This window comes from Paenibacillus barcinonensis (assembly GCF_003217495.1).
Taxonomy (GTDB): Bacteria; Bacillota; Bacilli; order Paenibacillales; family Paenibacillaceae; genus Paenibacillus; species Paenibacillus barcinonensis.
Window position 1 is genome coordinate 190,070 of record NZ_QJSW01000005.1, and the last position, 25,033, is coordinate 215,102.

The following is a 25,033-nucleotide window of genomic DNA, read 5'->3' on the forward strand; positions in this document are numbered from 1 at the left end:
AAATTGTGACTGAAAAAGTGATCGAGATATCAATACAAAACAAAATGTCGGATAGAGAAAAGTGTATAGAAAAATATTTTAAGAATGCTACTGAGAAGAAATTTACTATAACATACTTATTTATTGTAGATGAAGCTACAACCCCTACAATGCTTGATAAAATTTTCACAAGAAGTCAAGAAGCACTCTCTGAAATAAGTGCTATTCATCCTCCCTCAAATGATTCTAAAAATGAGTTTGTTATTAGTAATGAAATGGGGAGTTTATTAATTAAAGTAGGTTCGAAATTGATAAAAAAAGAAAGTGTATGGGAGGTATACGTTGAAGGAGAGTTTGAGTTATTAGAGATATATAGAACTGAATTTTTACTTAAAATAAAAGATAACTGTTTAAAAAGTTATTTAATTGTAGATGAAATATCAGATGAAATAAGTGTTGCAGCGTATCCAATTATCAGGAATATGGAAAATACAATGAGAGAGTATCTTATAAGGTTTTTCTCAAAAAAGTTTGGTTCAAGATGGTGGGAGAATAATACAACTCAAACTTTGAAGTCAAAAGCCGCTGAAAGAAAAAAAGAGGGTTTCTCAAAGCTATTAAATATGGAACTATACAATATTGATTTTGATGATTTGATTATTTTATTAAATGGTCAGTTTGGTCAAAAAGATAGCAAAGCTATTCTAGATGCTCTTGATGTGATAGTTGAACATAGAGAAAAAGATACATTTACCGACAAGATATTACTTTTAAAAGAGAGATTCTTGGGTAATTGGGAAAAATTCTTTGTACAGGAGATAAGGATTGATAATTTTTTGCTTGATTGGAAAGCTGCTTATGATGTGAGATGTGAAGTTGCCCATAATTCTTTGTTATCATTAACAAGATTTATTAAATTAGTAGATCTGCATTCGAAACTAGAAAAAAATATCGAAATATTAATTAATGAACAGCGTATTATTAAAACTTCTGAATATATTATTTTGGATAAAATTAACAGTTTGGATTTAAAATTAACTAAGTATGATGTTGAGAGTTTGATAAAAGAATCCTTCCTCTTCATTTCGTCTATTAATTTTGGAAAAGAAGTAATGACCTCAGAAGAATTCCAGATACAAATTGATCTATTAAGAGAGAGCATGAAACTGTTTGGAGAGGTGAAAATTTCATCAATTCAAATGTCAGATGTAAACGAAGGCGATTCAAATTCAGTCGGCAGGCCGTCAGTTAATGCAAAGTTCTTAAGTATTCCGACTGATGTGTTAGGAGCACTTGAACTTGGGTTGAATAATAACATGTTTAATAATAAATTAATTGCACAATGATTGATCAATAATATTACGCTTATCCGTACCACATTTATCTTTTTCTTATGTTAACCTCTCCTTAAAAGGAGTGGTGACATGACAAGTACCCACAGCGGAGAACTAGCTTCGCAGTACGCACAACTCGTAAAGCAAGAAGACGATTACGTCGATCAACTGGTCACGTGTAACAAACTCATCCTGGATGCCATGGACATTATCGCGAAGCGGGCAGGGGTGCTGCATATGGACACGGTGAAACAGGCGGCATATCACCTCCACACAATGGAACAGGATTTGAACCGCAAGTTATTTGAAGTCAGGCTGGAGAAAAGCATCTTGGCCCATCACATGAGCCAGTCTACATAACCCCCTTATGAATGAACGAAAGGACAGTACAGGATCATTCTAGGAATGATCTTGACTGTCCTTTTAATCTTTATGCGCTCCCAAATCATTCCCCCATATAAGCATCTCAATGGACCTAGGTATGAAGAATTCCATCGCAAAATTGATTATTAACTAATCATTTTTCTTTATTGTATTCATTTTATTTTCCAAGTTAGAAATTCTTTTTGAGAGCCCCGACACCTTACGAAATACATAGTAGATTCCTAATAAGACTACGATAAGGCATATAGTTAAAATGATAAATTCCGGCCAATAGAACCAACTCATATAAATCCACCTCTTTGACACTTAAGCTAAATTTTATCATTTAGTAACAATTATGTGAAATATAATGAAACGTACAAGCTATTTCTTCTTTCTTTGTTAGCTCAATCTTGTTCCAAATAAGCATTGACTTTCCACACCAATCCCCCTAAACTTCAATTATTAAAACACTTTTAAAAACTATCCTCCAATACTTTCTCGAATACGCGATCGCCCTTACACATACAAACGAAAGGAGGCACACACCAAGCGATGTTACCCACATCCCACAACACCCAACAGGTCAAACGCATTAACGTTGAAATTGTAAAAAATACACTACGGTCAATGGGCGTAGGCACGAAGGCTTCCATCGCAAACCTGACCAAACTTAGCGTGGCAACATGCGGAACGATACTAAATGAATTACTCCAGACAGGGGAGATCATTGATCTTGGCCCGGATGAGTCGAGCGGGGGCAGACCGGCGAGCCGGTATCAGTTTAATGCGGACTACGCGAGTGTGCTGTGTCTGATTATTCGTACCGAAGGCGGCATTCACTCGATCACACATACATATGCCAACCTGAACGGAGAAATGGCGGACGAACAGACGCTTGTTTTGGAAGAGATTAATGTCACGGTGGTGGAGAAACTCATTGCTGAACTGATCGAGCAGCATCACAATGTGCAGTCCATTGGAATCGGGATACCAGGGGTGGCGCACAATGGTGTGATCGGTATCTGTGACGTACCAGAGTTGGCTGATCAGCCGCTAGGGGTAAGACTCAAAGAGCAATACGAAGACATCGAAGTCGTCATTGGCAACGATATGAATCTGACGGTCTACGGACTGTACAATGAACAGCAATTTGAGGAAGAGAAGAACTTTGCGGTGGTGACATTCCCTGAAAACCATTTTCCGGGGGCAGGTTTTATTATCGATGGTCGGCCGCTTACCGGGAATACGCAATTTGGGGGCGAGGTGTCCTTTTTACCCTTTGGCGTGACACGGGAAGAGCAGCTGCGCATGCTACAAACGACAGACGGATTGCAAGAACTCGTCGTACAGACACTGGTCTCCATCATTGCTATCATCAACCCGGCAGCCATTGTGGTGACGGGCGACACGATGGACCCCTCCATGCGGGATGGCCTGATCCAAGGCTGTCTGAATCACCACATTCCACAAGAGCATATGCCTGAACTCACGATTCGCCGCGACACCCGGCGCGAGTATGTTACCGGGCTGATAGCCGTAACACTCGAGAGTCTGACCTACCGTATACAGGTAGTCGAGAAGCAGTGGTAGGAACTACTTATTATGAAGTGAAGTGAAGCAAAATTTATACACGAGAGCGGAGAGGGCAGAGCCAATCTGGAGAACGCCTTTATCACTGTATTTTCACCGTTAGAAAGAAAATCAAAAAATACAGGGATAACAGCGGGCGGAAGATGGCACTGCAATCGGAGGTACAACGTTTAATCATTTTTCTGGACACAATGGAGGAACTAACTTTGAATCAGCAAGCAGGTACACAAGGCAACAAACGAAAGTTTAACAAGCTGTACGCCATGCAGCTGGCGACAATCTTTCTTGGATTTATCGTGTTTGGCATCTCGGAAAATATTAAAGGCCCGGCCATTCCACGCATTCAATTCGACTTCAATCTGGATGAGAAGCAGCTCGGGACGTTGTTGTCCTTGAACGCACTGGGATATCTGATCGCCTGCTCGTTCACGGCTATACTGGTTCGCAAATGGGGCATCAAGGCGGTCAGCATCATTTCGTTTGCTTCGATGATTCTGTCGGGTGTGTTCATCTATGTATCGCATACGTATCCGCTCTTTGCGTCATCGTACTTCTTCATGTACATCGGTAACGGGATGCTGGAGATTGCGCTGGCGATTCTCGGGGCGCGGATTTTTGTGAAAAATACAGGCACGATGATGAACCTGTCCCATTTCTTCTATGGGCTAAGTTCAACCGTGGCGCCGTTGCTGGCGACAGGGGTCATGTCACTTACGGTGTTCGGGCATCTACTGGACTGGCGCGGCATGTATCTGGTCATGTTATCTTTCTGCCTGTTGCCGATCATTGCAGCGCTACGCAGTAAATTTCCGGGGGATGATCTTGCACATGAGGATCGAACCTCACTCAAGACGTTAACACGTGATCCGGCCCTGTGGCTGATGGTGCTTATTCTTTCTTTTGGCGTGGTATCTGAACTGGCGGTTGGAGGCTGGCTTGTTAACTTCCTGGAGAAAGCCTACACATGGGATACGGTTAAAGCTTCGGGGTTATTGTCGGCATTCTTCCTTACGTTCTCGCTGGGGCGTTTGTTGCTTGGGCCGTTGACGGATCGAATCGGATTTGTACTCTCGTTGATTTTGTTCTCGGCTTTCTCGGCAGTATGTACGTTTGTGGCACTTGCAGGTGGGGAGAGTCTGGCGATCTTCTTTGCGATATCGGGCGCAGGTATTGCGATGATCTATCCAACAGTGATGGCCTTTATCGCCCGCAGATATCCGAACGGCAGTGATACGGCAATTACGTTCACGGTTACGCTCATGGGAGTCGGCAGTGTCATTGGTAACTATGTGATTGGCTGGGTCATTGAAGGTGTAAAGAATATGTACGGTGCAACCACGCAGCTTGGCTTGCTGCGCGGACTTCAGGCGGGGTATGGATTTATTGGCTTGTGTGCGGTCATTTGTGCGGCATCTGGAGTGGTGTTATATGTGTATTTGAAAAGAAGGCGAGAATTGATTTAGTTAAAAATAGTAAAATTATAGTTGTTGTAAGTTTACACTTTTATAAAATTTTGTGCGAAAAGCAAGAAAGAGAGGGAATAAATCCCCTCTCCTTTTGACTACTGGAGCAATTTCTGGATAAGCAAAAGGATAACCTCGACAGTGACGCCAATAAGAACTCCTAATACATACTGCTGTAGTCTACCTTGCTTGTGCTGTCTTCTCTCACTACGTTTCCGCATACGCGACGCGACCTCCAAAAGAAGGCACGCACTCTCAAACCAAGCAGAACACAATTTTCATTTCCTACATTTGTGTAGGCTTTCATTTCTTTTATAAATTACCATCATTTTTTAAGTATTTCATTTTTAATCTTTTTATAGTCCATAACGACTGCATTTTTCTATTGTCCCTTCAGGAATCATTAAAAGAATTCCAATAGGGAACTTCTCCTTGTTACTGCAATAGATAAGAATACTTACCTTAAAATTTGGAATAAGTGGCCACTAATTCCTCTTTAGTTTATACGAATATTTCAATTTAAACAAGTGTTTTCAAACCATATATTATACTTATATCTTTCCTGCTCTTCATATCAATTGACAAAATATAATGTAGTATTATTCCAGAATTAGATATAATATATTTAATTGAGTAAAAACAAGGGGGTGGTTGAATGCCACAGTGGAAGCTTAAGCACAAGAGTGGTGAGCTTTATCCGGCTAAGATTGAGGTTATGAAATTAAATGAAGCAAAAGCGCTTAAGAATCAAGGATGGGAGCAAGCATTCGATTGGTCGCTATACATAGGTCCGCAATATACAGCTACACCGTATAAGCTTCTCATAGTTGGTAATAACATTATTCAAGGAGCGGTTGCTTATCAGATTAAAGACGATCATCTCTTTATTGATCTTTTGGAGAGCGCTCCTTTTAATCGTTATAACCATCCCCAGCGAGAATTTTTAAATGTTGCTGACATACTTCTTGGCGAAGTGTGTTTGCAGAGTTTTTTTCATAATAAAGATGGTTTTGTTTCTTTTATTCCTAAGTCTAAATTGTATTCGTACTATGCTAAAAGGTTCAATGCTAAACTTGGCGGTCGGGGAATAATGTATTTGGATAGTGTTGCTGCACTACATTTAATTAAGCTATACTATGAGTAAGGAGATGATTTAATGGAAAGACAACTTAAAAAAACTTTCAGAAGTCTCTCTCCAAAAAAGAAGCGATTTTATGCTTCACGAACTTCATCAGGCTTTCGCGGAACAAAGAAGATTTCAGACAGTGTTATGATGATCCCCCCCCTACCTAGTTCTGAGCGAGCTCTAGAACTTGAAATGAAGAAAATTCGTGAGGGATACATCCGAGACTTAGGTACAACTGATTACGAAAAGCATATCACTAAAGTCAATCAAGACTTTAAGTCCTTGATGGCTAAAAAAGGAGTCCGCTTATAGCGGATTCTTCTTTTTCCAAAACAAAGAGCCCCAACGATTCTTACAATCGCTGGGGCTTTGAATTTATCTATCTCCATAAGTAACTGAGTACCAAATCCACCCCACTTACCCATGCACTCCCCTTACTTCAACAAGCCTCTCACTTGTCTAAGCGGTTCTTCTTTTCCAACGTTTCAGCAGCATGTACATGCCAAATCCAAGCAGGAAGATCACGCCTGCCGGCATGACGTAGGGTTTAACGACTTCACCGACTTCCTCCCACTGGGGCCCTAATTTATATCCGAGGTAGACATATAGGGAGGTGATGGGCAGCATAGCCAGAAACGTATAAATACTGAATTTGAACACGTTCATCTTCGCCATACCACAAGGGATGGAGATAACGGTGCGAATGCCGGGCACGAACCGTCCATAGAAGGCTACCCCGCTGCCGTATTTCTCAAAAAATTGATCAGAAGCTTCCACATGGTGGGGAAGGATCAGAAAATATTTACCGTACTTCTCGACCATGGGTCTGCCGCCGTAACGTCCGAGTGCATACAGCGTCAACGGGCCGAACGTTCCTCCAACCGTACCCGCCAGAATAGCGAGCCACAGCTTCATATCCCCAAGGTATACCCAATACCCTGCCATGGGCAACACTAGCTCAGCGGGGACAAATTCAAATGATAGGGCAATAACAAGACCTGCATATGATAAATCCTTGAAAAAAAGTATAAACTGTGTGATCCACTCCGTCATGCGTTCTCTCCACCAATCTATCTATTTTTGATATAAATAAACACAGCTCTCTCAGAGTAACAAGGGCAAATGACGCTTGTCAAAACTCACAGGTATAGCTTATTTTTCCTTATATATCCCTGATATGTTAGCCTATACATAAGGTATGCATAGTCCCAACATAGATACGGACGAACAGGGTATGAGGTTTCTTTTATGTGAAAATCGTTCTTGAGCCAATATGAATCTGCTGAGATAGAACACTCTGAAAATGCTTCCAAATTATAGTATGATAGAACTATCGCTAGATTTGCCACAGTGGGCCTGGATTCGTTCTGCAGCGATCAGATGAAGGTCAGTTTTTTCACCGAAAACCATCCTATACATATAGAGAAGGAGAGCAGAGCATGAGCATACAATCTATCGTGGATCAGATTCATATTATTGAATACGACCATTCTTACGCCGCCAGTCTGGCAGAGATGTGGAATCGAAGCAACGAGAGCTGGGGAGGCGGCACAAGGCAGAGAACAGAGGAGGCCATTCGGCAGGAGATGGAGAACTCCTCCAACCTGCATGAATATCTGGCGATTCATAATGAAGAGGTCGTCGGTTTTTGCAGCTTTGCTCATTATCGTTTTGACGAGAACGCACTATATGTACCGCTGCTTAACGTTCGTCCCGACTATCATGGTTACAAGGTTGGCCGCAATCTGATCCTGAAGGCTGTGGAGAAAACGGTGGAGGCCGGGTGGCCGCGTCTGGACCTGTTCACTTGGGGCGGCAATACGAAGGCGGTGCCGATGTACAAGAAATGCGGATTCTTTTGGGAGAAAAAGGACGACAGCGTGCATCTGATGAACTTTATCCCGACTGTATTGCAGATGGAGACACTTGCGGATTATTTTAAAACCGTAGATTGGTATGCCGACAGTACCCGTGAGCTGGTGGTCGAGCCGGACGGGCGTGAGGAGCGCGGGTTTGATTTCTTCGATTATACGTGGCAAAAAGGAGACATCTCCCTGCGGGCTTCTTTTGAAAAAACAGGCCGCGGCCTGGCCGCTCTCGAAACGCCGGATTATCATATTCACACTGAGGTTGATGAGCATCATCTGGTGTTTGGTTCGAGTTATGCCGTGCGTTATCATATCCAAAATAAATCAACCTCTGATCTCAACATCGAGATCAAGGGGAAGGATGACAAAAATATCCGTTTTCCCCTGCATACTGTGCAAACGGTACCGCCAGGCGAAACGATCACCGTGGAGGGCGAATTCCACCTCGATCCACTAGCAGAGGAGCAGAACAGGAACAAAACGCATCCGGCCATCAGCAGCATCTGGCTTATTAACGGTAAGCAGGCTCAGTTCCGGCTTGGTATTAACCCCAAATTTCCGGCAAAGATTACACCGGTTCTACCGGTGAAGGAACTGTATCCGGGTATCCCCGCAGAGCTGATCCTGAACGTTGAAAACAATGTGGATGCCGAAACGAAGTTTACCTTGGAGCTGCCCGTAGAGGATTTTCTGGATTGGACGGAGCGTAAGCTGAGCTTCACGGTGCCAGCCAAAGGTAAATGTGCTGTACCCGTTCCGTTTACCCTGCATACCTATGGCATCTATGCACAGGATGTGAAGATCACCGCTATTCCAGCGGGAGGATCGGAGATTTCTTTTACAAGAAAACTGTCTGTGCTAATGAAGGGGATTGAGGGCAGGTATGGTGGTGAGGCGAATGGTCAGTGGATCGCGGTGAACGGCGCATATTCCCTCCATATGAACAAACATGATAACGTGATGTGGATTGAATATCCGGGGTCGCGCCATTCCTTCTGGTGGACGTATCCGAAGCTGGGGAGACCATATTCCGAAGAGCTGTCCAGAAAAGAAGCAAAGCAAGTACAGATTTACGGGGAAGGGAACCATCAGGTTTTGGAAGCCGTCTATGAATTGGAAAGCTTCCCTGGATTGGTGCTGAAAACGATAGGAAAGCTGTCCGCTAACGGCATTGCGACCTTTTCCTGTGAGGTTGTGAATACACGTGATACGGCGTGGGAGGAAGAGCTTTTCCTCATGAATAACTTTGGCTTCTTCGGTAATCGGCTTATTCTGCCTTATCAGGGGCGTTTTGTGGATATGGGCGATGATTATGCCGGTGATCCAAACCACTGGGATAGTGCACAGATTACAGAGAATTGGCTATTCTGCAAGGAAGAGTATGGGGCGTGTGGCATCTATTGGGACCCTTCACTCAAGATGTTGAAGCCGGAGTATACGCTGGGATTGCAGCATGAGCTTGGACGCTTGGAGGCAGGTGCTTCGGCTGCTACGAAGGAAACGGTATTTGCGCTGAACACGTTTGCGAAATGGTCGGATTTCCGTGCATTTGCCCGTAAACAGCCAAGTACGGTGATCCCTGTGCTGTGCAGTCATCTGGATATGACGTTGAATGACGGGAATCCCTTTGCACCGGATGTGCTTCAGGCAGAATTAATCGAGCGAAAGCAGGTTTCGCTTGCTGGCACATGGGATTTGTACGTGCAGCAGGGCGACGAGGCGGAGATGAAGGCCCATACGATGGAGTTGGACGCGGCATCACAGCTGAGCTCGGCTAAGCTTGAATTTTCACCCAAGGAGAATGGAACGGCAGCAGGTTGGGTTGATCAGCACCGTACCGACTCTCCTGAACGTGCCCACTCGCAGGAGCACATTAGCAGCTGGAAAGTACGCAGTGTATATCGTGGAGAGGATCGGATTCAGGAGCGAACCGCGCTCTGGTTCCCGCAGACAAGTTCCGAAGTGCAGCAAGTGGTTGAAGAAGGATCAGCAGACTCAGGAGCATCATATACCGTCAACAATGGCGTATTGTCGATCACGGCTGATCCAGCCTTCTGTGGTGTTGTGCACTCGCTCAAGCTTCAGGGAGAGGAATGGCTGGACAGCTCGTATCCAGAGCCTTCGCCTCGTTCCTGGTGGAACCCGTGGTATGGTGGAATGACTGTCGATATTCCCGGAATGAATGGATTCAGCCGTCAGTTGGAACAAACAAGTATATCGTGGTCGGAGCAGAAGGATCAATACGGCAATGCGTGGAAAGGCATGAAGATCACGATACAGATCGACAAGCATGAAGCGAATCGGGGCATGACGGTTCATCAGCATTATCTGATGCTGCCTGGTGTGCCTGTGCTGTGCACCTTGATTTCTGTGACCAATCATAGCGGCCTGACACGGGCAAATTATGCTCTTACAGAAGCCCGCTTCTTCAAGCCATCCGATGTGTATACAGAAGGCTGGATCGAGCAACCGGGTAAGGACCGTTTTCCGCTGGGCAAGGTGGATATTGGCCTGCCGATACAGCACGTTTTCCGAGCAGGCTCGCTTTCGCGTCATAACATGCTGCATACGGTGAATCGCTATCCGAATCAGCGTGCCTGGGCGTTTGCCAACAATGTGGTCACGGGACATCACGTCACACATGAGCTAACGCTCAAAGACGGTGAGACGGTCTGGACAGAGCCAACCTATCTTGTCATGGCTCCAATCAAGCTCCAGACAGCAGATGTGCACGAACTGTTGAAGCTGAATTTTGCAACAACCACAAATGAAAAGGAGGCTCACGATGCCCATCATTGATATCCACATTCATCTATCTGACATCGACAGCTTTCACCGAACTGCGATTGACTTGTCCAAGGTAGATTACAGTACGGCTGGTCTCAAGGCGGAATTCGACCGCAATGACGTTATTCTAGGCATCGGCATGGGGGTAAGCGAGCAGACGAAGGGAGCCTTCCCTGATTCGAGCTCGCCTAACCCGATGGGGCTGGACCTGGAAGAGCAGGTTCCATCGTTCCTGATGGAATGTGTGGGCATCAATCCCAACCGGCTGGATGGCAGACAGGCTCAGGACGAGCTGGACCGGATTGAAGCCAGACTTCGATCGCCTGAAGTGGCGGGAATCAAGCTGTATGCTGGTTACTATCATCACTATGTATATGACAAAATCTACACCCCGGTCTATGAGCTGGCGGCCAAATACAATCTGCCTGTGGTCATCCATACGGGAGACACCTACTCGATGAACGGCCTGCTTAAATATTCGCATCCGCTGACGGTGGACGAGCTTGCCTTGCAGCAGCGCGGCGTGAACTTCATGATCTGTCATCTTGGTGATCCTTGGGTGATGGATGCGGCCGAAGTGGTGGCGAAGAATCCGAATGTTTACGCTGATCTGTCCGGCCTTGTGGTCGGGGATCGACCTCACTTCGAACGCTTTATGAACGAGCCGCTGTTTATGGATCATTTCCGCCGGGCTTTGGTTTATTCGGATCATTATGAGAAAATGCTGTTTGGCACCGATTGGCCGCTGGCTCCGATCGACCTGTATGCGGAATTCGTTCGCAGACTTGTGCCGGAGCAGCATCATGAGAAGGTGTTTTACGAGAATGCCTTCGGCCTGTTCCCGCGTATTAGCCAGCGAATTGCGGAGCTGGGTTAGCATCGATGTTCAATTCAACTCCAAAAGCTACTGCCATTTTAATTGGCAGTAGCTTTTTTGGCGTAGAGGGACACTGGGTATGGATTAGAGTGCAGAAGAACCATGGTGATCCTGAATATTTTGTAGGCAAAATATTTTTTGCGAAAACGATTCATTAACTTTCAGAAAATGTAATAACGACCGATATTAAAATGTTGGATATTATATTGATTCATATCAAAAGAGGATGGATGGTGGATTTTTTCATGTTTTTTGCAAAAGCAAGGCAACGTCTGATCAACATGTCTTTTCGAGTTAAATTACCTTTAATGATCAGTATTCTTGTGTGTATGGTACTCACCATAACAGCTTTACTGTGTTACAAGGTAGCGGAAGGCATTACCCAGAATAAAAGTAAGGATGAAATTCATGCCAATTCGGATCGAATTGGAGCAGGATTGCTTACCTCACTGAATATGGCGGAACAGGCCGCATTTCTGATGACAAAACATAAGGACTTCGAGCAATTGCTTTCCATTCGCAGTGAGAATGAAGCTCAGGAGATTGACGCATTTCTGAATGAACATCAAGGACTGGTTGATGAAGCTAACAACATATTGGCCCAAAGCCTCGAAGGCATCGAAGGCGCGGTAGTGCTTATGCTGATTGATCGGAATGGTAAGGTTATTGCAGCGAATGAGCCGAAAGCAGTGGGAGGCGATCGTTCTGACCGGGCTTATTTTAAAGAAACGATTCAGGGACGTCAGGTGATCAGCGAAGGCATTATTTCCAAGACGCTCGGTACACTGGGTACAGTTTTTTCTTCCCCGATGTATGATGAGAACCAACAAGTCAATGGGGTGCTGATTGCCACCATTTCGACTTCTTTTTTTGTGAATCAGCTACAGAACGTCAAGATTAATGATGAAGGCAAAGTCGTTGTTCTGGACCGGGTGGGCAAAGTGATGTATCATTCGGCAGACCAAGGTTTGTTAGGGAAACCGCTCGAATCGGGGGAGTATCAGTCTCTTGTCGATCTGGCTCCAAGTGAAGCATTGCAGCAAGGGGAGTTAAGCGATGATGAGAAGGTTGTATTTTATTCCAAAATTCCGCAGTCGGATTGGACCATCATTGTTGAGGATTCCTACGTCGATGTGAATAAGCCATTAAAAAGTATGGCGAATAAAATGTATATCGTGTTATTCACTTCAATTGTTTTTTCGGTGATCGTGGGTATTCTGCTATCACGGGTGATGACCAGACCGGTCTCTGCCATTACAACGTTGTTCAAGCAGTTGGCCGGGGGAGATTTGACCGTGCAGGCGACAGGGAAATACAGCGGAGAATTCCGGGAACTGGCAGACAGCTTCAATACGATGGCGGAAGGCAACAGACAGCTCATTGCCAGCATGAATAGTTCGATCCATGTCTTGAAAACAAGCACGGTGGAGCTGGATCGGTCTGCACAACAGACGTCGGCAACGATTAACGATACAACAGCAACTACGCTGGAGATATCACGGGCGATGGAATCACAGGCGAATGATACCGAGGCCATTGTGGATAAATTCATGAACGTGGGCGGCAAAATCGTCAAGGTGAACGAGATGTCACAATCCGTCATGGCTCAGGCTGATGAAATTACAGATGCATTCAGAAATAATCATGAAGTCATTGATGCACTTATCGCGGTCAATGATCGGAATGAAGCCGAGGTGAATAACATTTCGCAAATCACCGTTCAGCTCGCAGAGAGCTCTATCGGCATTCAACAGATTACGAGTACGATTGCCGAGATTGCCAAACAGACCAAGCTGCTTGCACTGAATGCATCGATTGAGGCGGCAAGAGCAGGCGAGCAGGGACGGGGCTTTGCTGTTGTAGCTTCCGAGATACGCAAGCTCGCGGAGCAGACAACGGCTCAGTCCGAAGACATTAACCGGATCGTGATGCAGACCATTGGACATGTCGAGCAAAATAATCAGAGTGTTCAGGCCATCGAAGCGATTGCGGACCAGCATAAGAGCAGTGTTGTGCAGACGAAGGAAACCTTTCAATTTGTTACTCGCAGTATGCAGCAGATGATGAACCAGGTACAGGCTATTGCGGACGAGATTGAGTCCATTGAACGGGATAAAGACGATGTGCTCGGTGCTGCACAGAGCTTGTCGGCTTCAGGCGAGGAAGTATCTGCATCTATTGAAGAAGTGACCGCCACGATGGAGGAGCAATCCGCAATGACGGAGCATCTGGCCGAACTGGTGCAGACGATCGACACGCTGACCAAGCAGTTGGCTGAGGAATCTGCAAGATTTAAAACCAGTTAATAGGGAATAACGTAAGGGTTTAAGGAATGTTAATGTAAGGATTTATATAAGAAATAATATGACTGTCACAGGATTAAACCTCAAACCTTCCAGGGTAAATTAATCCTTTCAAAGATTGTTATTGAACCTCCTATTCAAGCATGTTGAGTGGGAGGTTTCTTTATTTTGACACAGGCTCCGATATGAGCGTGAAGTTATTGATAAAACCTTCTTTTTGCAGAAAAATAGTCTCAATCTCGCTTGTTCTCATATCGTAATGATAAATGCCGCGCTCTGTATTGCCGTTCCCCTTTTCCCCGAGAAAATAAAATCCATTACCTTCCTTATCTAGAAACAACTCGCTGCTGGCCTTGATTGGAAGCTGTAGTTCTTTGCGCTGTCCTGTCTTCAGATCGACCAGACTATAGCCGATGGGCAATTTATTAATATGTTTGGCAGTGGCTATAAGCATCTGATTGCCTCTTGTGGATAAGGTGAGAATTTGTTCATCTTTAAGTGTAATGATTGGGCGGGTTTGCTTCGTTACGGGATTAATTTCAATAATGGTATGACTGGGTGGAACCATCGGTTTTTGGGTCTGATTTGATTTTTCCATCTGTTCGTACTGTTCTTCCTCGGAGTATTGGATGGCGTATGCTTCCTCTGTTTCGGGATCATACGAAATGTCCCAGGTGGTCGTGTCTGAATCTTGCTCATTTAATATCGAGATTTTTTGTGTTGCTTTATCCAGAAACATGACTTTTACAGGGCGTTCTCCTTTTTGCACAGCAGCCATCATTAGTGTATTCTCAGTAGCATCCGGGATAATGGCATTAATTGCAAATAAATTAGAGCTTAGCTGCTTCGCCTGCCGTGTTTTCATATCATAGGCGAATAACTCGTCCCCTTTATTTTTGCCTTCACCTGAATAATAGGTAGTGTCTTCAGCCAACGAAACTACGGTCAAGGGATATTGAGAGTTATATGGCAAGTCAGTCATTTTGTTGAGCGTTTTGGACTGTAATTCGTACGTATAGACATTCATTTTCATTCCATCATTGGAATCTGTCCCATTGACGTATTCGGTGTTGGTGATGGAGAGGTACTCATGGGTCTGCACTACGCCAAATCTGGTTGAGAGGGGTGAATTAACAGATGGGCTTTGAGTGTTACTTCTGGTATCGTTGTTGCTGCATCCTGAAATAAGGAGGAGTGAGAGCAAAAATATAGAGACTGGGGTTTTACATGCTAAATAGTTCACCATGATTTACCGACCTTTATATTTGATATGTATATCTGATAATTTCACTATGTCCCTGCCAACGGGTAAGGTTTCTGTATATTGATAATTAGGGGGTGTCTTATAGTTAAATAACGCTACAAATGAGAGAAAGTTTGTTGTTATAGATCATATCAAAGGGATTGTATAGATGATCTGTAAGAAATATGTATCGAAATGCTAAAAACCTCCCTTCTCACAAATGCGAATATGGGAGGTTTAAGGAGCTGTACATGGCAAGGCAATTATCCCACGAACCATTCATTAGACTCCGATTTCACAGCAGCCGAATCTCTCAGATCAACGACTTTTATGTTATTTCCGTAATTCCTTGAATCACTGCTTAGATGAAACAACGGGAAGCTATTAACGAATTGAAGATTTAAACCAGACTCGAAGTACATCTGCTGCTGCTTATTTATGACAAATGGAAGCTTCCCTGCCTGAATAGACACATCATCACTGTCCCGTTCATTTAAAATGAGAAGCACCGCAATTCCGTCATCGCTGCATCCATCGGTATCATAAAATAATTTAAAATAACCCGGCTGATCTCTCAGCAGTTTGACAAGTCTTGCTTCTGCCTGCGGACTCACTTGAAGCATCATGACTTCGTTCACACTCCTCTTCTCCAATGAATTCGCTTACAATTTTAATATATGGACCTGAGCAGGGGGTTAGAAGTAAAATAAAGGAAGTTCATACATGTAATATGAAAATATTTACAACGAATGTTTGTACCCAAACCTTGCGGATGAAATGCATTACATCGTCATATCTTATCTGGTATGATAAGCAGGAATATAGAGAAAAAGGAAGGTTCCCCTATGACATCAATCACCATATATGACATCGCGAAGGAAGCAAACGTATCTGTCTCGACCGTCTCCAGGGTGTTGAATGACACAGCCCCTGTTCGTGCAAGCACGAGGGAGAAGATTATGTCGATTATTGAAAAACATCAGTTTCAGCCCAATGCGCAGGCGCGCAGTCTGATCAAGAAAGAAACAGGCACCATCGCGATCATTTTGCCTGATATTACGAATCCCTTCTTCCCAGAAGTGTTCTGGGGTGCAGAGAATGAGGCACGTGGTCTCGGGTACACGTTCTTCTTGTGCAACACGGCGGGGGATTACAATCGGGAATCTGAATATCTGTCTATGCTTCGAGAGAAACGGGTGGATGGCATTATCTTTCTCGGCGGTCGTATTAACCTGCAAGTATGCCCGGATAACATGGCACAGGAATTAATGGATATGGGCAGACATATGCCGATTGTGCTTGTAAATGGTAACATTGCCAAGGGTGGATTCCACCGTGTGTATACAGATGAGGGCGCAGGTGCGGCGATGGCTGCCGAACATCTACTTGAGCTTGGACACAGAGAAATCGCTTTCGTCGGCGGTTTGAAGGAATTGTCCACGACAATGGTCAAGGTGAAGGCGGTACAGAAGAAATTACGCGAGCATGGACTCGAAATACCGAAAGAACGTCAGCTGCTTGGAAGCTTCTCCATCGAAGACGGTAAGCGTGAAATGTCCAAGCTGTTGGATCGGGACAATCCGCCAACAGCCGTAATCTGTGTTAACGACAATACAGCGATTGGTGCGATCAAATCAACGATTGAGCATGGGCTGTCCATTCCGAAGGACATCTCGATTATTGGCTTTGATGATACGCCACTGGCGACAGCTGTTATACCGGAACTGACAACCATCTCCCAGAATACGTATCAGCTGGGCAAGCAGGCCGTGGATGTACTCCATGATCTCATTAATCAAGGCAAACCGAAGAAACAGATCATTCTGCAGCCTGAGCTGATTGTACGCCAGAGCACAGGACCTGTGGCCAAGTGAAGCAAGTATGGTGTGAAAGAAAGCGTTGACATTCACTTGAAGGCTGAAATATAATGAAGGTGCCAATGAAACCCCTTTCATAAATGGAACGGGTTTTATATTTAAGGTTAATGAAACCCATTTCATGAAATGGGTTTCACAAAACGGTCATCCATTCATTAGTTTAAGGGGGCGTAACGTATGAGAAGAAGTTTAAAATTCATTTCGTTATTAATGTTGGTTGTTGTCATGGGTCTGACTGCTTGCAGTAACGGAAGCAAGGGTGCTTCGGGCGGGGGCAAAATAGACCTGAGCATGACCATCTGGGGCTCGGAAGATGAGAAGAAAATCTATCAGGAACGATTGGATATTGTGAAAAAGACGTACCCGGATATCAACGTGAAGCTAAATGTCGTTGCAGGTGATTATGACCAGAAGGTACAAACGATGATTGCCGGAGGCACCGCACCTGACATTATGATGATTGCCGAGAACTATCAGGCGTACGCCGCCAAAAATCAAATTATTCCGCTGGATGACATGATTAAAGCAAACAACGTGAATATGTCTGAGCGTTATTCTGACGATATTGCCAATCTGATGAAATACGATGGCAAGCAATACGGAATGCCGGACCGGGCAGGGGCGATGGTTCTCTTTTATAACAAAGACCTGTTCGATAAAGCTGGCGTAGCTTATCCAACCAAAGAATGGACACAGGAAGACCTGATGGCCGCTGCTCAGAAGCTGACTGTGAAGGAGAATGGCAAAACAGTGCAGTGGGGTTACTACCCGGGCAGCTGGTGGCCGCAGTGGATGCAGTTGATCTACCAGAACGGCGGCTCCTTGTTTGATGAGAACGGCAAGCCAACCTTTAACACAGAGCCAGTGCGTAAAGCGTTGCAGTTCATGAATGATCTGACGTTCACACATGGTGCCGGACCAACACCAACCGAGATTGCGGATATGGGGAACATAGGTGCCGACCCGCTCTTTGCACAAGGCAAAATTGCGATGGAGACCACAGGCTTCTGGAACATTGGTTCACTGGCTAAGGTACAAGGCATCAACTGGGATATCTCTCCAATCTGGGGCGAGACCAACGCCTTCTTTAACGGATTTACAATTACGAATGCATCCAAACACAAAGAAGAGGCCTTCAAAATCATTGAAGCTCTGACTACACCTGAAGCTCAGATGCCAATGATCAAAGCCGGACAGGACGCACCAGCTACTAAAGCAGGCTTGTCCAGTGAAGAATTCCTGAATGCGGAATATGGCGGCAAAAAGATTAACATGGCTGCTTTCAGCGAATCAAAAATCTATGCGGAGCCGTTCAATCCACAGTGGAATGAAATGATGAAGCTGATTAATGACAAGCTGGGCGTATACTTCAACAACAAAGCATCGCTGGATGATACAGTAACGGGAATCCAGAGCGGACTGGAACGACTCTATAAGTAAACGACTTTTGAACATCATGTACAAATAGCATCGACAGGAGGACAGATGGAATTCGGCACCAAGGCGGATTTCATCTGCTCTCTGCGTCATGGGAGGGCTTAACGTGAAAAAAAAGGACGGGAAATGGTTTTATCTCTTCATCTCGCCTTGGCTGGTCGGATTTCTGGGATTGACCCTGGGGCCGATCCTGTTTTCCATCTACATGAGCTTTACGAACTGGGATCTGTTCCAGTCCCCTGAATTTATCGGTATCGACAACTACAAAACGTTGCTGACAGATGACCCGATCTTCTGGAAATCGGTAGGAAATACGTTCTTCTATGCCCTGATATCCATTCCACTGGGCATGTCGATCTCGCTCTGGATCGCATATTATCTGAACAAAAAGCTCAAGGGAATAACGTTCTTCCGTATTCTGTTCTACCTGCCGTCCGTCGTACCGGTCGTTGCAAGCTCCTTGCTGTTTATCCACCTGCTTGCACCGACAGAAGGTCTGATTAACCAGACTCTGGCTCTCTTTGGTATTCAGGGGCCATCCTGGCTACTGGATCCGAATTGGGTGAAGCCGGCTCTGATCCTGATGTCCCTGTGGGGAGTCGGTGGCGGAGTTGTCCTGCTGCTTGCCGGGATGAAGGGCATTCCGCAGGAGCTGTATGAGGCTGCAGCCATTGATGGAGCGAAGAGCAGTCAGTCCTTTTTCCATATTACGTTCCCGATGCTCACACCCGTCATTTTCTTTAATCTCGTAACCGGTATGATCGGGGCGTTACAGACCTTCGCGCAGGTATTTATCGTTACAGCCGGGGGACCCGACAATGCCAGTCAGATGGTGGTGCCATACCTGTTCCAGAACGCCTTCCAGTTCTACAAGATGGGATACGCATCGGCCATTGCCTGGGTGCTGTTTATCATCATCATGGCGCTCACATTAGTTGTATTCCGTTCATCGGCGCTATGGGTGCATTACGAGGAGGGAAAAGCAAATGAGTAATCCATCGGCTGTAGAGAAGACGATATCTTATATTTTTCTGATTTTGGTCGGGGTGCTGCTTGCTTCGCCTTTCCTGTACATGGTCTCAATTGCGCTTGCAAGTGACGCGACAACCGTCAAATCAGCATTTACATTTGTTCCGAAGGAATTCCAGTGGTCCAATTTCTATACCATTTTTACGCATAACAATCTGGGCACATATCTGAAAAACTCAGTCATTATCACCGTATTTACGATTATCGGTTCTGTCTTGTCCGCATCGGTCGTATCCTACGGGTTCGCTCGTATCAAGGCCAAGGGCAGCCGTTTCCTGTTTGTCGTTCTGCTGAGCACGATGATGATTCCGGGGGAAGTGACGATGGTACCGCAGTTTATCATCTTCCGTCACCTGGATTGGATTAATACATTTTACCCGCTGATTGTACCAAGCTTTTTTGCCGGAGCGTTTAACGTGTTCCTGATTCGTCAATTTGTAATGAGTATACCCAAGTCGTTGGATGAGGCAGCGATGATTGACGGCATGGGGCATCCAGGCATCTATTGGAAAATTATTATGCCGCTCACCTATCCGATTCTGGCAGCGATTGCGATCTTTTCGTTCTCCTATAACTGGGGGAACTTCATGGGACCGCTCATCTATATCAATGATCCAGAGAAAATGCCGCTGGCGTTAGGGGTTCAATTGCTGACAACGGTTGGTGGAGGACAAATGCCGCCATGGAATCTGGTGATGGTCGCTTCCTTGTTCCTTACCATTCCGATGGTGCTGGTATATCTGTTTGGACAGCGTTATGTATACGAGGCCAATATTAGCGGAGGCAGCAGCGGTATTAAGTAAAGAGGTATGCAGCATGAAGCCATTTTGCCTTGCAGAGTAAGTATCAGGAAGGATCAGCATTTTAGCTATAGGCTATGAGCTATAACGGGTGTCAACTATCGTGCATGGGAAAGGAATGTGTTTAGAGCATGGCGCATAACGAGCATCGCCGCAGGCGCAACAAAAGCATGATTTTCGCAGGAACAGCCTTGCTTGCGCTGGCGGCTATAGGAGGAATTGTTATCAATCATTATATGAATCAAGCACCCAAAACATTAGTATTTCAGGAAGAGCCGGTGCATCTGAAGCTGGAGCAGTCGTATGATCATTTTGAAGGCTGGGGCACATCGCTGGCCTGGTGGGCCAATGATCTGGGCAACTGGAAGGATCAGGCCAAGGTCGATGAGGTTATGGATCTGGTATTTGACCCGGTCAAAGGGCTTGGGCTTAACATTGTGCGTTACAACATCGGCGGTGAAGAGAACCCGGAGATGAAGGCGCTTCGTCCAGGCGGTGACGTTCCGGGTTTCCAGCCTGAGCCGGGGAAGTGGGATTGGGATGCGGATGCAGGTCAGCGCTCCATTCTTCAGGGTTCGATGAAACGCGGGGTAAACATTACCGAGGCGTTCTCCAACTCGCCGCCCTACTGGATGACCATCAGCGGCTCGGTCACTGGTGCGGAGGATGGCGGCAACAATCTGCGTGACGACCAGTATGATGCGTTTGCCGATTATTTGACCGAAGTGGTGAAGCATTACCGGGATACGTGGGGGATCACTTTCCGTACGCTCGATCCGCTGAACGAGCCCTCCTCCGATTGGTGGAAGAAGGGCAACATGCAGGAGGGCAGCCATTTCAGCAACGAGAAACAGGCCGAGATTATTAAGAAAACGGCCGCTTCTCTCCAAAGCAAAGGACTGAATGGTACCGTAATCAGTGCCGCGGATGATAACAGCATTGATGAGACCGTGTTTAACTTCAGCCTGTATGATCAGGAGACGATTGATGCAGTGCAGCAGATCAATACCCATTCGTATAACGGCAGCAAAATGGAAGAGCTGCGCGAGCTGGCAGGCAAGCTGGGAAAAAAGCTGTGGATGTCCGAATACGGTACTGGCGGCAGCGAGTCGCATAACCATGAGGATATGACCTCGGTACAGGAGCTGGCCGAGCGCATCATGTTTGATCTGAAAATCATGCAGCCGTCTGCCTGGGTATACTGGCAGGCTATCGAGGATGAAGGAGCAAATAATAACTGGGGCTTCATCCATGCGAATTTTAACGGGGATGAGCAGTATGAGATGACCAAGCAATATTATGGCATGGCTCAGTTTACCAAGTACATTCGTCCAGGCGCGGTCATTATCCCGACAGATGAAGGAAGAACGCTTGCTGCTTATGATGCAAAAGCCCACCGGCTGGTGCTGGTTATTCGTAATGAGCTGTCTGCGGCAAGCAAGGCGTTTGACCTGAGCGGCTGGGATTACCACAAAACAACGTCTGCCCAGGTGTATCAGACATCACCAGAACACAATATGGAGAAGCTGGAGGATATTTCGGTGTATGCGAATGGCATTGAAGTGCCCGTCGCAGACAACTCCATCACTACCGTGGTGCTGGAAGGTGTTGTACCAACGGTAAAGAAGTAACTACACAATGTAACAGCGATTGGAGCATTATGCTAGAACAACGTGGTTTTCAGTGTGAATATGTATTATCTATAGATCGCTCTTATCCATAAAATGAGAAGGAGGGGAGTACGTTGACAGAGCAAACGTCCCTTTTATTTCAGGAACCCAAAAATAACGAGTTCAGGCGTGAGCATGAGGCTCATTCTGAACTGACATATGATGCACGTAGTTTTTATCTGAACGGTGAACGTATCTTTCTGAACAGTGCAACGATCCATTATTTCCGCATGCCGAAGGAGGAATGGCGTGATGTTCTCCTGAAGGCAAAGCTGGCAGGCATGAACTGCATCGACACCTATTTTGCATGGAATGTGCATGAGCCTGAGGAGGGGCAGTGGTCCTTTGAGGGAGATCACGACTGTGGTGCTTTTCTTGATCTGTGTGCAGAGCTGGGCATGTGGGTTATTGCACGTCCAGGACCATTTATCTGTGCAGAGTGGGACTTCGGTGGTTTTCCGTACTGGCTGGGTACCAAGCCAGGTGTGAAGTTCCGTGAGAATAACGAAATATATTTGCACTATGTACAGCTGTATTTTGATCAGCTCATTCCGATCATTCGGAAGCGTCAGCTATCTGCCGGAGGTACGGTCATTCTGGTGCAGGTTGAGAACGAATACGGATATCTGATGCAGGATGAGGCGGCAAGCGCACATATGACAACGCTGAGAGACGGCATATTGGAGCGTGGCATCGACGTTCCGCTCATCACATGTGTTGGCGGAGCAGAGGGCACGATTGAAGGGGCCAATTTTTGGTCGGGAGCAGACGGTCATTATGCGAACCTGCGCGCCAAGCAGCCAGATACACCGAAGATCGTGACGGAATTCTGGACCGGTTGGTTCGAGAATTGGGGAGGACCTTCTGCGATTCAGAAGACAGCACCGTTGCTGGACAGAAGAATTATGGAAGTGCTGCGGGCCGGATATACGGGCATCAGTCATTACATGTTCTATGGTGGCACGAACTTCGGCGGGTATGGTGGCAGAACATTAGGCAGCAGTGATATTTTCATGATCACCTCCTATGATTACGATGCACCGCTGAACGAATATGGGCGCGTAACTCCAAAATATGCAGTGACCAAGAACCTGTCTTATTTTATACGTGCATTTGGCTCACTATTGATGGAGTCCGAGGACATTCCGACTGAAGAGATTCAGGTGCGTCATCCGGGTGGTATTTCCGTGCGCGGAAGGCAGTCGGGGCAGGAGAAAATCTGGTTCATAGACAGTAACAAGGATGAACGTGAGACTGTGCACCTTACGCTGGAGGAAGGTCGTACGCTGCCAGTATCTATACATCCGGGTCAGATTGTTCCGTTGCTGGATCGTGTACAGATTGCGGAGCAAGTCTACTTGACTGCCGGTGCTTTAATTGCAGGTAATGAGATGGTTAACGGCGAGTTGACCTTATTCATCGCAGCGGACAGGGGACAGCGCTCGGTAATCGAGTTGGAGCTTGGTTCAGAATCGACACCTGCGCTGGGCGCGGGAGGACTTGTTCTGAAGGACAGCACGATGCAAGTGCTGGTTGAACAGGATACGGTGAGAAATGCATACCGCTTTGACCTGTTTCACTTTCAGGAGCCAGGTGTGATGCGTGTTGAAGCAAACGGTACTCTTATTCGTTTCATGCTTCTGGACAAGGAAACGATGAATCGTACATGGCGCGTAGAATCGCCAGATCGCCAGAGCCTGTGTTATGCCATCGGCTTTGACGATGTGCATGTTACACCATCCGGTCAAGTGAAAGGCATGATTGCTGATCCTGAGCGCACGATAATGCTGCTTGGCGATTGGCAAGAGGGCGAACAGACACGGACCGCACGAGCATTTTTCATCAACAAGGCCGGGGTACAGGAAGATTCGATATTGGAATCCGATTCCGAGCATTTTGCTGATGTAACCCCTGCTGCTCCTTCCGTTCCGGTGTTGTCTGGTTCTCCTGACTACTCCCGAATCACCTTAACGGCGAAGCAGCGCACTGCAAGCGGGCAGCCGATGGATTTTTCCCGGTATGGTCAGGACTTTGGATACCTGTTATATGAATGTCATTTTGACAGTGTAGCCGATGAAACGACAAATTTGATTCTGCCGGATATTCAGGATACCGCGAGAATTATCGTGAACGGTGCCGAGCAAGCGCTGGTGCGTCAGGTCGGTGCGGCCGCTGTCCCGATTCGTGTAGTTCAGGGCAGGAATACATTGCAGCTGCTTGTCCAGCATATGGGCAGACTGAACTTCTCCCCTTATCTGGGTGAAAGCAAAGGTGTGGCAGGACCGCTGTACCTTGGAGGACACGTTCAGGATCTGCGACGGGATTGGTTGACAGATACCGGCGTCCTGCATCTGGATGAGGTAAATGATGCTCCCGGAGGAACCGTGCTTCGTCGCAGCTTTACGCTGGAGGGCATGGATCGGGCAGTGCTTGTAGGTGCGCTGAGCAAAGGCTTGAGAATTAACGGCGTCGAAATCCAGATGCCTGCCTATCAGGACTGGTTTGCCTTCCAGACCCTGGACCTGTCTGGTTATGTGAAGCCAGGAGAGGTGAATACGCTGGAGATGCCATATAGCCGTTCACCGCTTAACCGACTGGAACTCATGACCTACACGAATGACGGTGAGCTTCAGGATTGGAGAATGGCGGGCACGGATGCCCTGCTTCCGCAGCAGTGGGAAGTGTATGATGCAGCAACGCGGTCCAACCTGGATGGGAAGCCATCAAACAGCGCTATTACTGGCAATTCAATTTCCAATTTTGCAGCCAGCAGCGATTCGTATCATCAGCCGGTCTGGTACCGCTGGCGTTTTGCCAAGCCTGTCACGGGCGAACAGCATAAAGTCAATCTAATGCTTCGGCTTACGGGTATGAGCAAAGGCACGATCCATGTGAACGGGCATCATCTCGGCCGATATTGGCAGATTGGCCCACAGGAGGATTATAAAATTCCGATGGCATGGCTGAAGGAAGAGAATGAACTGCTTATTTTTGATGAAGAAGGAAGAACTCCTGAACGTGTGCGCTTGATGCTGGATGCGATGTCGAAGTATCCATGGGTTACCGTAGGAGAAGAAAAGTAAAAAATAGCGTTTGAAGCAAGAACTAGAACTAGAACTAGATGTACACGCAGCGACACCAATAGCAAGACCGATAGCATGTAGAAGTATGAATCTAGATAGTGAAAATGAAATCCCCGCATTCTATTGTAAGCCTGAATCACAGGAGAACTTGATACGAATCTTGAATCTTGTAATAAACGGGCTTTACATCGGAATGCGGAG

Annotated in this window: 19 protein-coding genes; 16 read left to right on the forward strand and 3 right to left on the reverse strand. The window is 46.2% G+C overall.

Translation table 11 applies throughout. The annotated features are described in order from the left end of the window. The first annotated feature begins 5 nt into the window (after nucleotides 1-5). The 6 genes from DFQ00_RS10195 to DFQ00_RS10220 all read left to right on the forward strand — a co-directional run bounded on the left by DFQ00_RS10195 (nucleotide 6) and on the right by DFQ00_RS10220 (nucleotide 6,170). Nucleotides 6-1,325, forward strand: a complete 1,320-nt coding sequence (locus tag DFQ00_RS10195) for a hypothetical protein (protein ID WP_110896371.1) — start codon at nucleotides 6-8, stop codon at nucleotides 1,323-1,325. A gap of 78 nt (nucleotides 1,326-1,403) precedes the next feature. After that, complete coding sequence (locus DFQ00_RS10200) at nucleotides 1,404-1,673, forward strand: hypothetical protein (protein ID WP_110896372.1); 270 nt, start codon at nucleotides 1,404-1,406, stop codon at nucleotides 1,671-1,673. Nucleotides 1,674-2,231: 558 nt separating this feature from the next. Then, nucleotides 2,232-3,269: an ROK family protein gene (locus DFQ00_RS10205; protein ID WP_110896373.1), complete on the forward strand. Its 1,038-nt coding sequence runs from the start codon at nucleotides 2,232-2,234 to the stop codon at nucleotides 3,267-3,269. Nucleotides 3,270-3,532: 263 nt separating this feature from the next. Beyond that, entirely contained in the window at nucleotides 3,533-4,732 is a 1,200-nt protein-coding gene (locus tag DFQ00_RS10210; protein ID WP_110896556.1) for an MFS transporter, read from the forward strand. 655 nt (nucleotides 4,733-5,387) lie between these two features. Continuing rightward, nucleotides 5,388-5,876, forward strand: a complete 489-nt coding sequence (locus DFQ00_RS10215; RefSeq protein WP_110896374.1) for a hypothetical protein — start codon at nucleotides 5,388-5,390, stop codon at nucleotides 5,874-5,876. Nucleotides 5,877-5,888: 12 nt separating this feature from the next. Then, complete coding sequence (locus DFQ00_RS10220; protein WP_110896375.1) at nucleotides 5,889-6,170, forward strand: hypothetical protein; 282 nt, start codon at nucleotides 5,889-5,891, stop codon at nucleotides 6,168-6,170. Nucleotides 6,171-6,317: 147 nt separating this feature from the next. Here the strand turns inward: DFQ00_RS10220 and DFQ00_RS10225 are convergent, their stop codons facing one another. Then, on the reverse strand, nucleotides 6,318-6,911 hold the full coding sequence (locus DFQ00_RS10225; protein ID WP_110896376.1) for a DedA family protein: 594 nt from the start codon (nucleotides 6,909-6,911) through the stop codon (nucleotides 6,318-6,320). 386 nt (nucleotides 6,912-7,297) lie between these two features. Between DFQ00_RS10225 and DFQ00_RS10230 the strand changes: the two genes are divergently transcribed. From DFQ00_RS10230 to DFQ00_RS10240, 4 genes are all read left to right on the forward strand, one after another. After that, nucleotides 7,298-10,525 (forward strand): GNAT family N-acetyltransferase, encoded by a 3,228-nt coding sequence (locus tag DFQ00_RS10230; protein ID WP_110896377.1) that lies wholly within the window; start codon nucleotides 7,298-7,300, stop codon nucleotides 10,523-10,525. Beyond that, on the forward strand, nucleotides 10,512-11,390 hold the full coding sequence (locus tag DFQ00_RS10235) for an amidohydrolase family protein (protein ID WP_110896378.1): 879 nt from the start codon (nucleotides 10,512-10,514) through the stop codon (nucleotides 11,388-11,390). The genes DFQ00_RS10230 and DFQ00_RS10235 overlap by 14 nt, the downstream gene beginning before the upstream one ends. 5 nt (nucleotides 11,391-11,395) lie before the next feature. After that, complete coding sequence (locus DFQ00_RS29495) at nucleotides 11,396-11,548, forward strand: hypothetical protein (protein ID WP_208643772.1); 153 nt, start codon at nucleotides 11,396-11,398, stop codon at nucleotides 11,546-11,548. Between the two features lie 87 nt (nucleotides 11,549-11,635). After that, nucleotides 11,636-13,696, forward strand: coding sequence for a methyl-accepting chemotaxis protein (locus tag DFQ00_RS10240; RefSeq protein ID WP_167433656.1), 2,061 nt, complete (start codon nucleotides 11,636-11,638; stop codon nucleotides 13,694-13,696). Between the two features lie 160 nt (nucleotides 13,697-13,856). Here DFQ00_RS10240 and DFQ00_RS10245 read toward each other — a convergent pair whose 3' ends face one another. Together DFQ00_RS10245 and DFQ00_RS10250 are read right to left on the reverse strand one after the other, a co-directional pair. Then, the gene (locus DFQ00_RS10245) at nucleotides 13,857-14,726 is read right to left on the reverse strand and encodes a hypothetical protein (RefSeq protein WP_174812147.1); all 870 of its coding nucleotides are present in this window, start codon (nucleotides 14,724-14,726) and stop codon (nucleotides 13,857-13,859) included. Between the two features lie 473 nt (nucleotides 14,727-15,199). Next, a complete protein-coding gene (locus tag DFQ00_RS10250; protein WP_244213767.1) occupies nucleotides 15,200-15,574 on the reverse strand; it encodes an iron-sulfur cluster biosynthesis family protein in 375 nt (124 codons plus the stop codon). Between the two features lie 207 nt (nucleotides 15,575-15,781). On the opposite strand from DFQ00_RS10250, the gene DFQ00_RS10255 reads away from it, so the two are divergent. The 6 genes from DFQ00_RS10255 (at nucleotide 15,782) to DFQ00_RS10280 (ending at nucleotide 24,832) form a co-directional block, all read left to right on the forward strand. Beyond that, nucleotides 15,782-16,810, forward strand: coding sequence for a LacI family DNA-binding transcriptional regulator (locus tag DFQ00_RS10255; RefSeq protein WP_110896382.1), 1,029 nt, complete (start codon nucleotides 15,782-15,784; stop codon nucleotides 16,808-16,810). A gap of 180 nt (nucleotides 16,811-16,990) precedes the next feature. Continuing rightward, the gene (locus tag DFQ00_RS10260; RefSeq protein WP_110896383.1) at nucleotides 16,991-18,253 is read left to right on the forward strand and encodes an ABC transporter substrate-binding protein; all 1,263 of its coding nucleotides are present in this window, start codon (nucleotides 16,991-16,993) and stop codon (nucleotides 18,251-18,253) included. Nucleotides 18,254-18,356: 103 nt separating this feature from the next. Continuing rightward, nucleotides 18,357-19,244 carry a carbohydrate ABC transporter permease gene (locus DFQ00_RS10265; RefSeq protein WP_110896384.1) on the forward strand — a complete coding sequence of 296 codons (888 nt, stop codon included), beginning with the start codon at nucleotides 18,357-18,359 and terminating at the stop codon, nucleotides 19,242-19,244. Further along, on the forward strand, nucleotides 19,237-20,082 hold the full coding sequence (locus DFQ00_RS10270) for a carbohydrate ABC transporter permease (protein ID WP_110896385.1): 846 nt from the start codon (nucleotides 19,237-19,239) through the stop codon (nucleotides 20,080-20,082). The genes DFQ00_RS10265 and DFQ00_RS10270 overlap by 8 nt, the downstream gene beginning before the upstream one ends. A 128-nt stretch (nucleotides 20,083-20,210) precedes the next feature. Beyond that, nucleotides 20,211-21,710 (forward strand): glycoside hydrolase family 30 protein, encoded by a 1,500-nt coding sequence (locus DFQ00_RS10275; RefSeq protein ID WP_110896386.1) that lies wholly within the window; start codon nucleotides 20,211-20,213, stop codon nucleotides 21,708-21,710. A gap of 113 nt (nucleotides 21,711-21,823) precedes the next feature. Continuing rightward, nucleotides 21,824-24,832: a beta-galactosidase gene (locus DFQ00_RS10280; protein WP_110896387.1), complete on the forward strand. Its 3,009-nt coding sequence runs from the start codon at nucleotides 21,824-21,826 to the stop codon at nucleotides 24,830-24,832. Nucleotides 24,833-25,033: the final 201 nt, after the last annotated feature.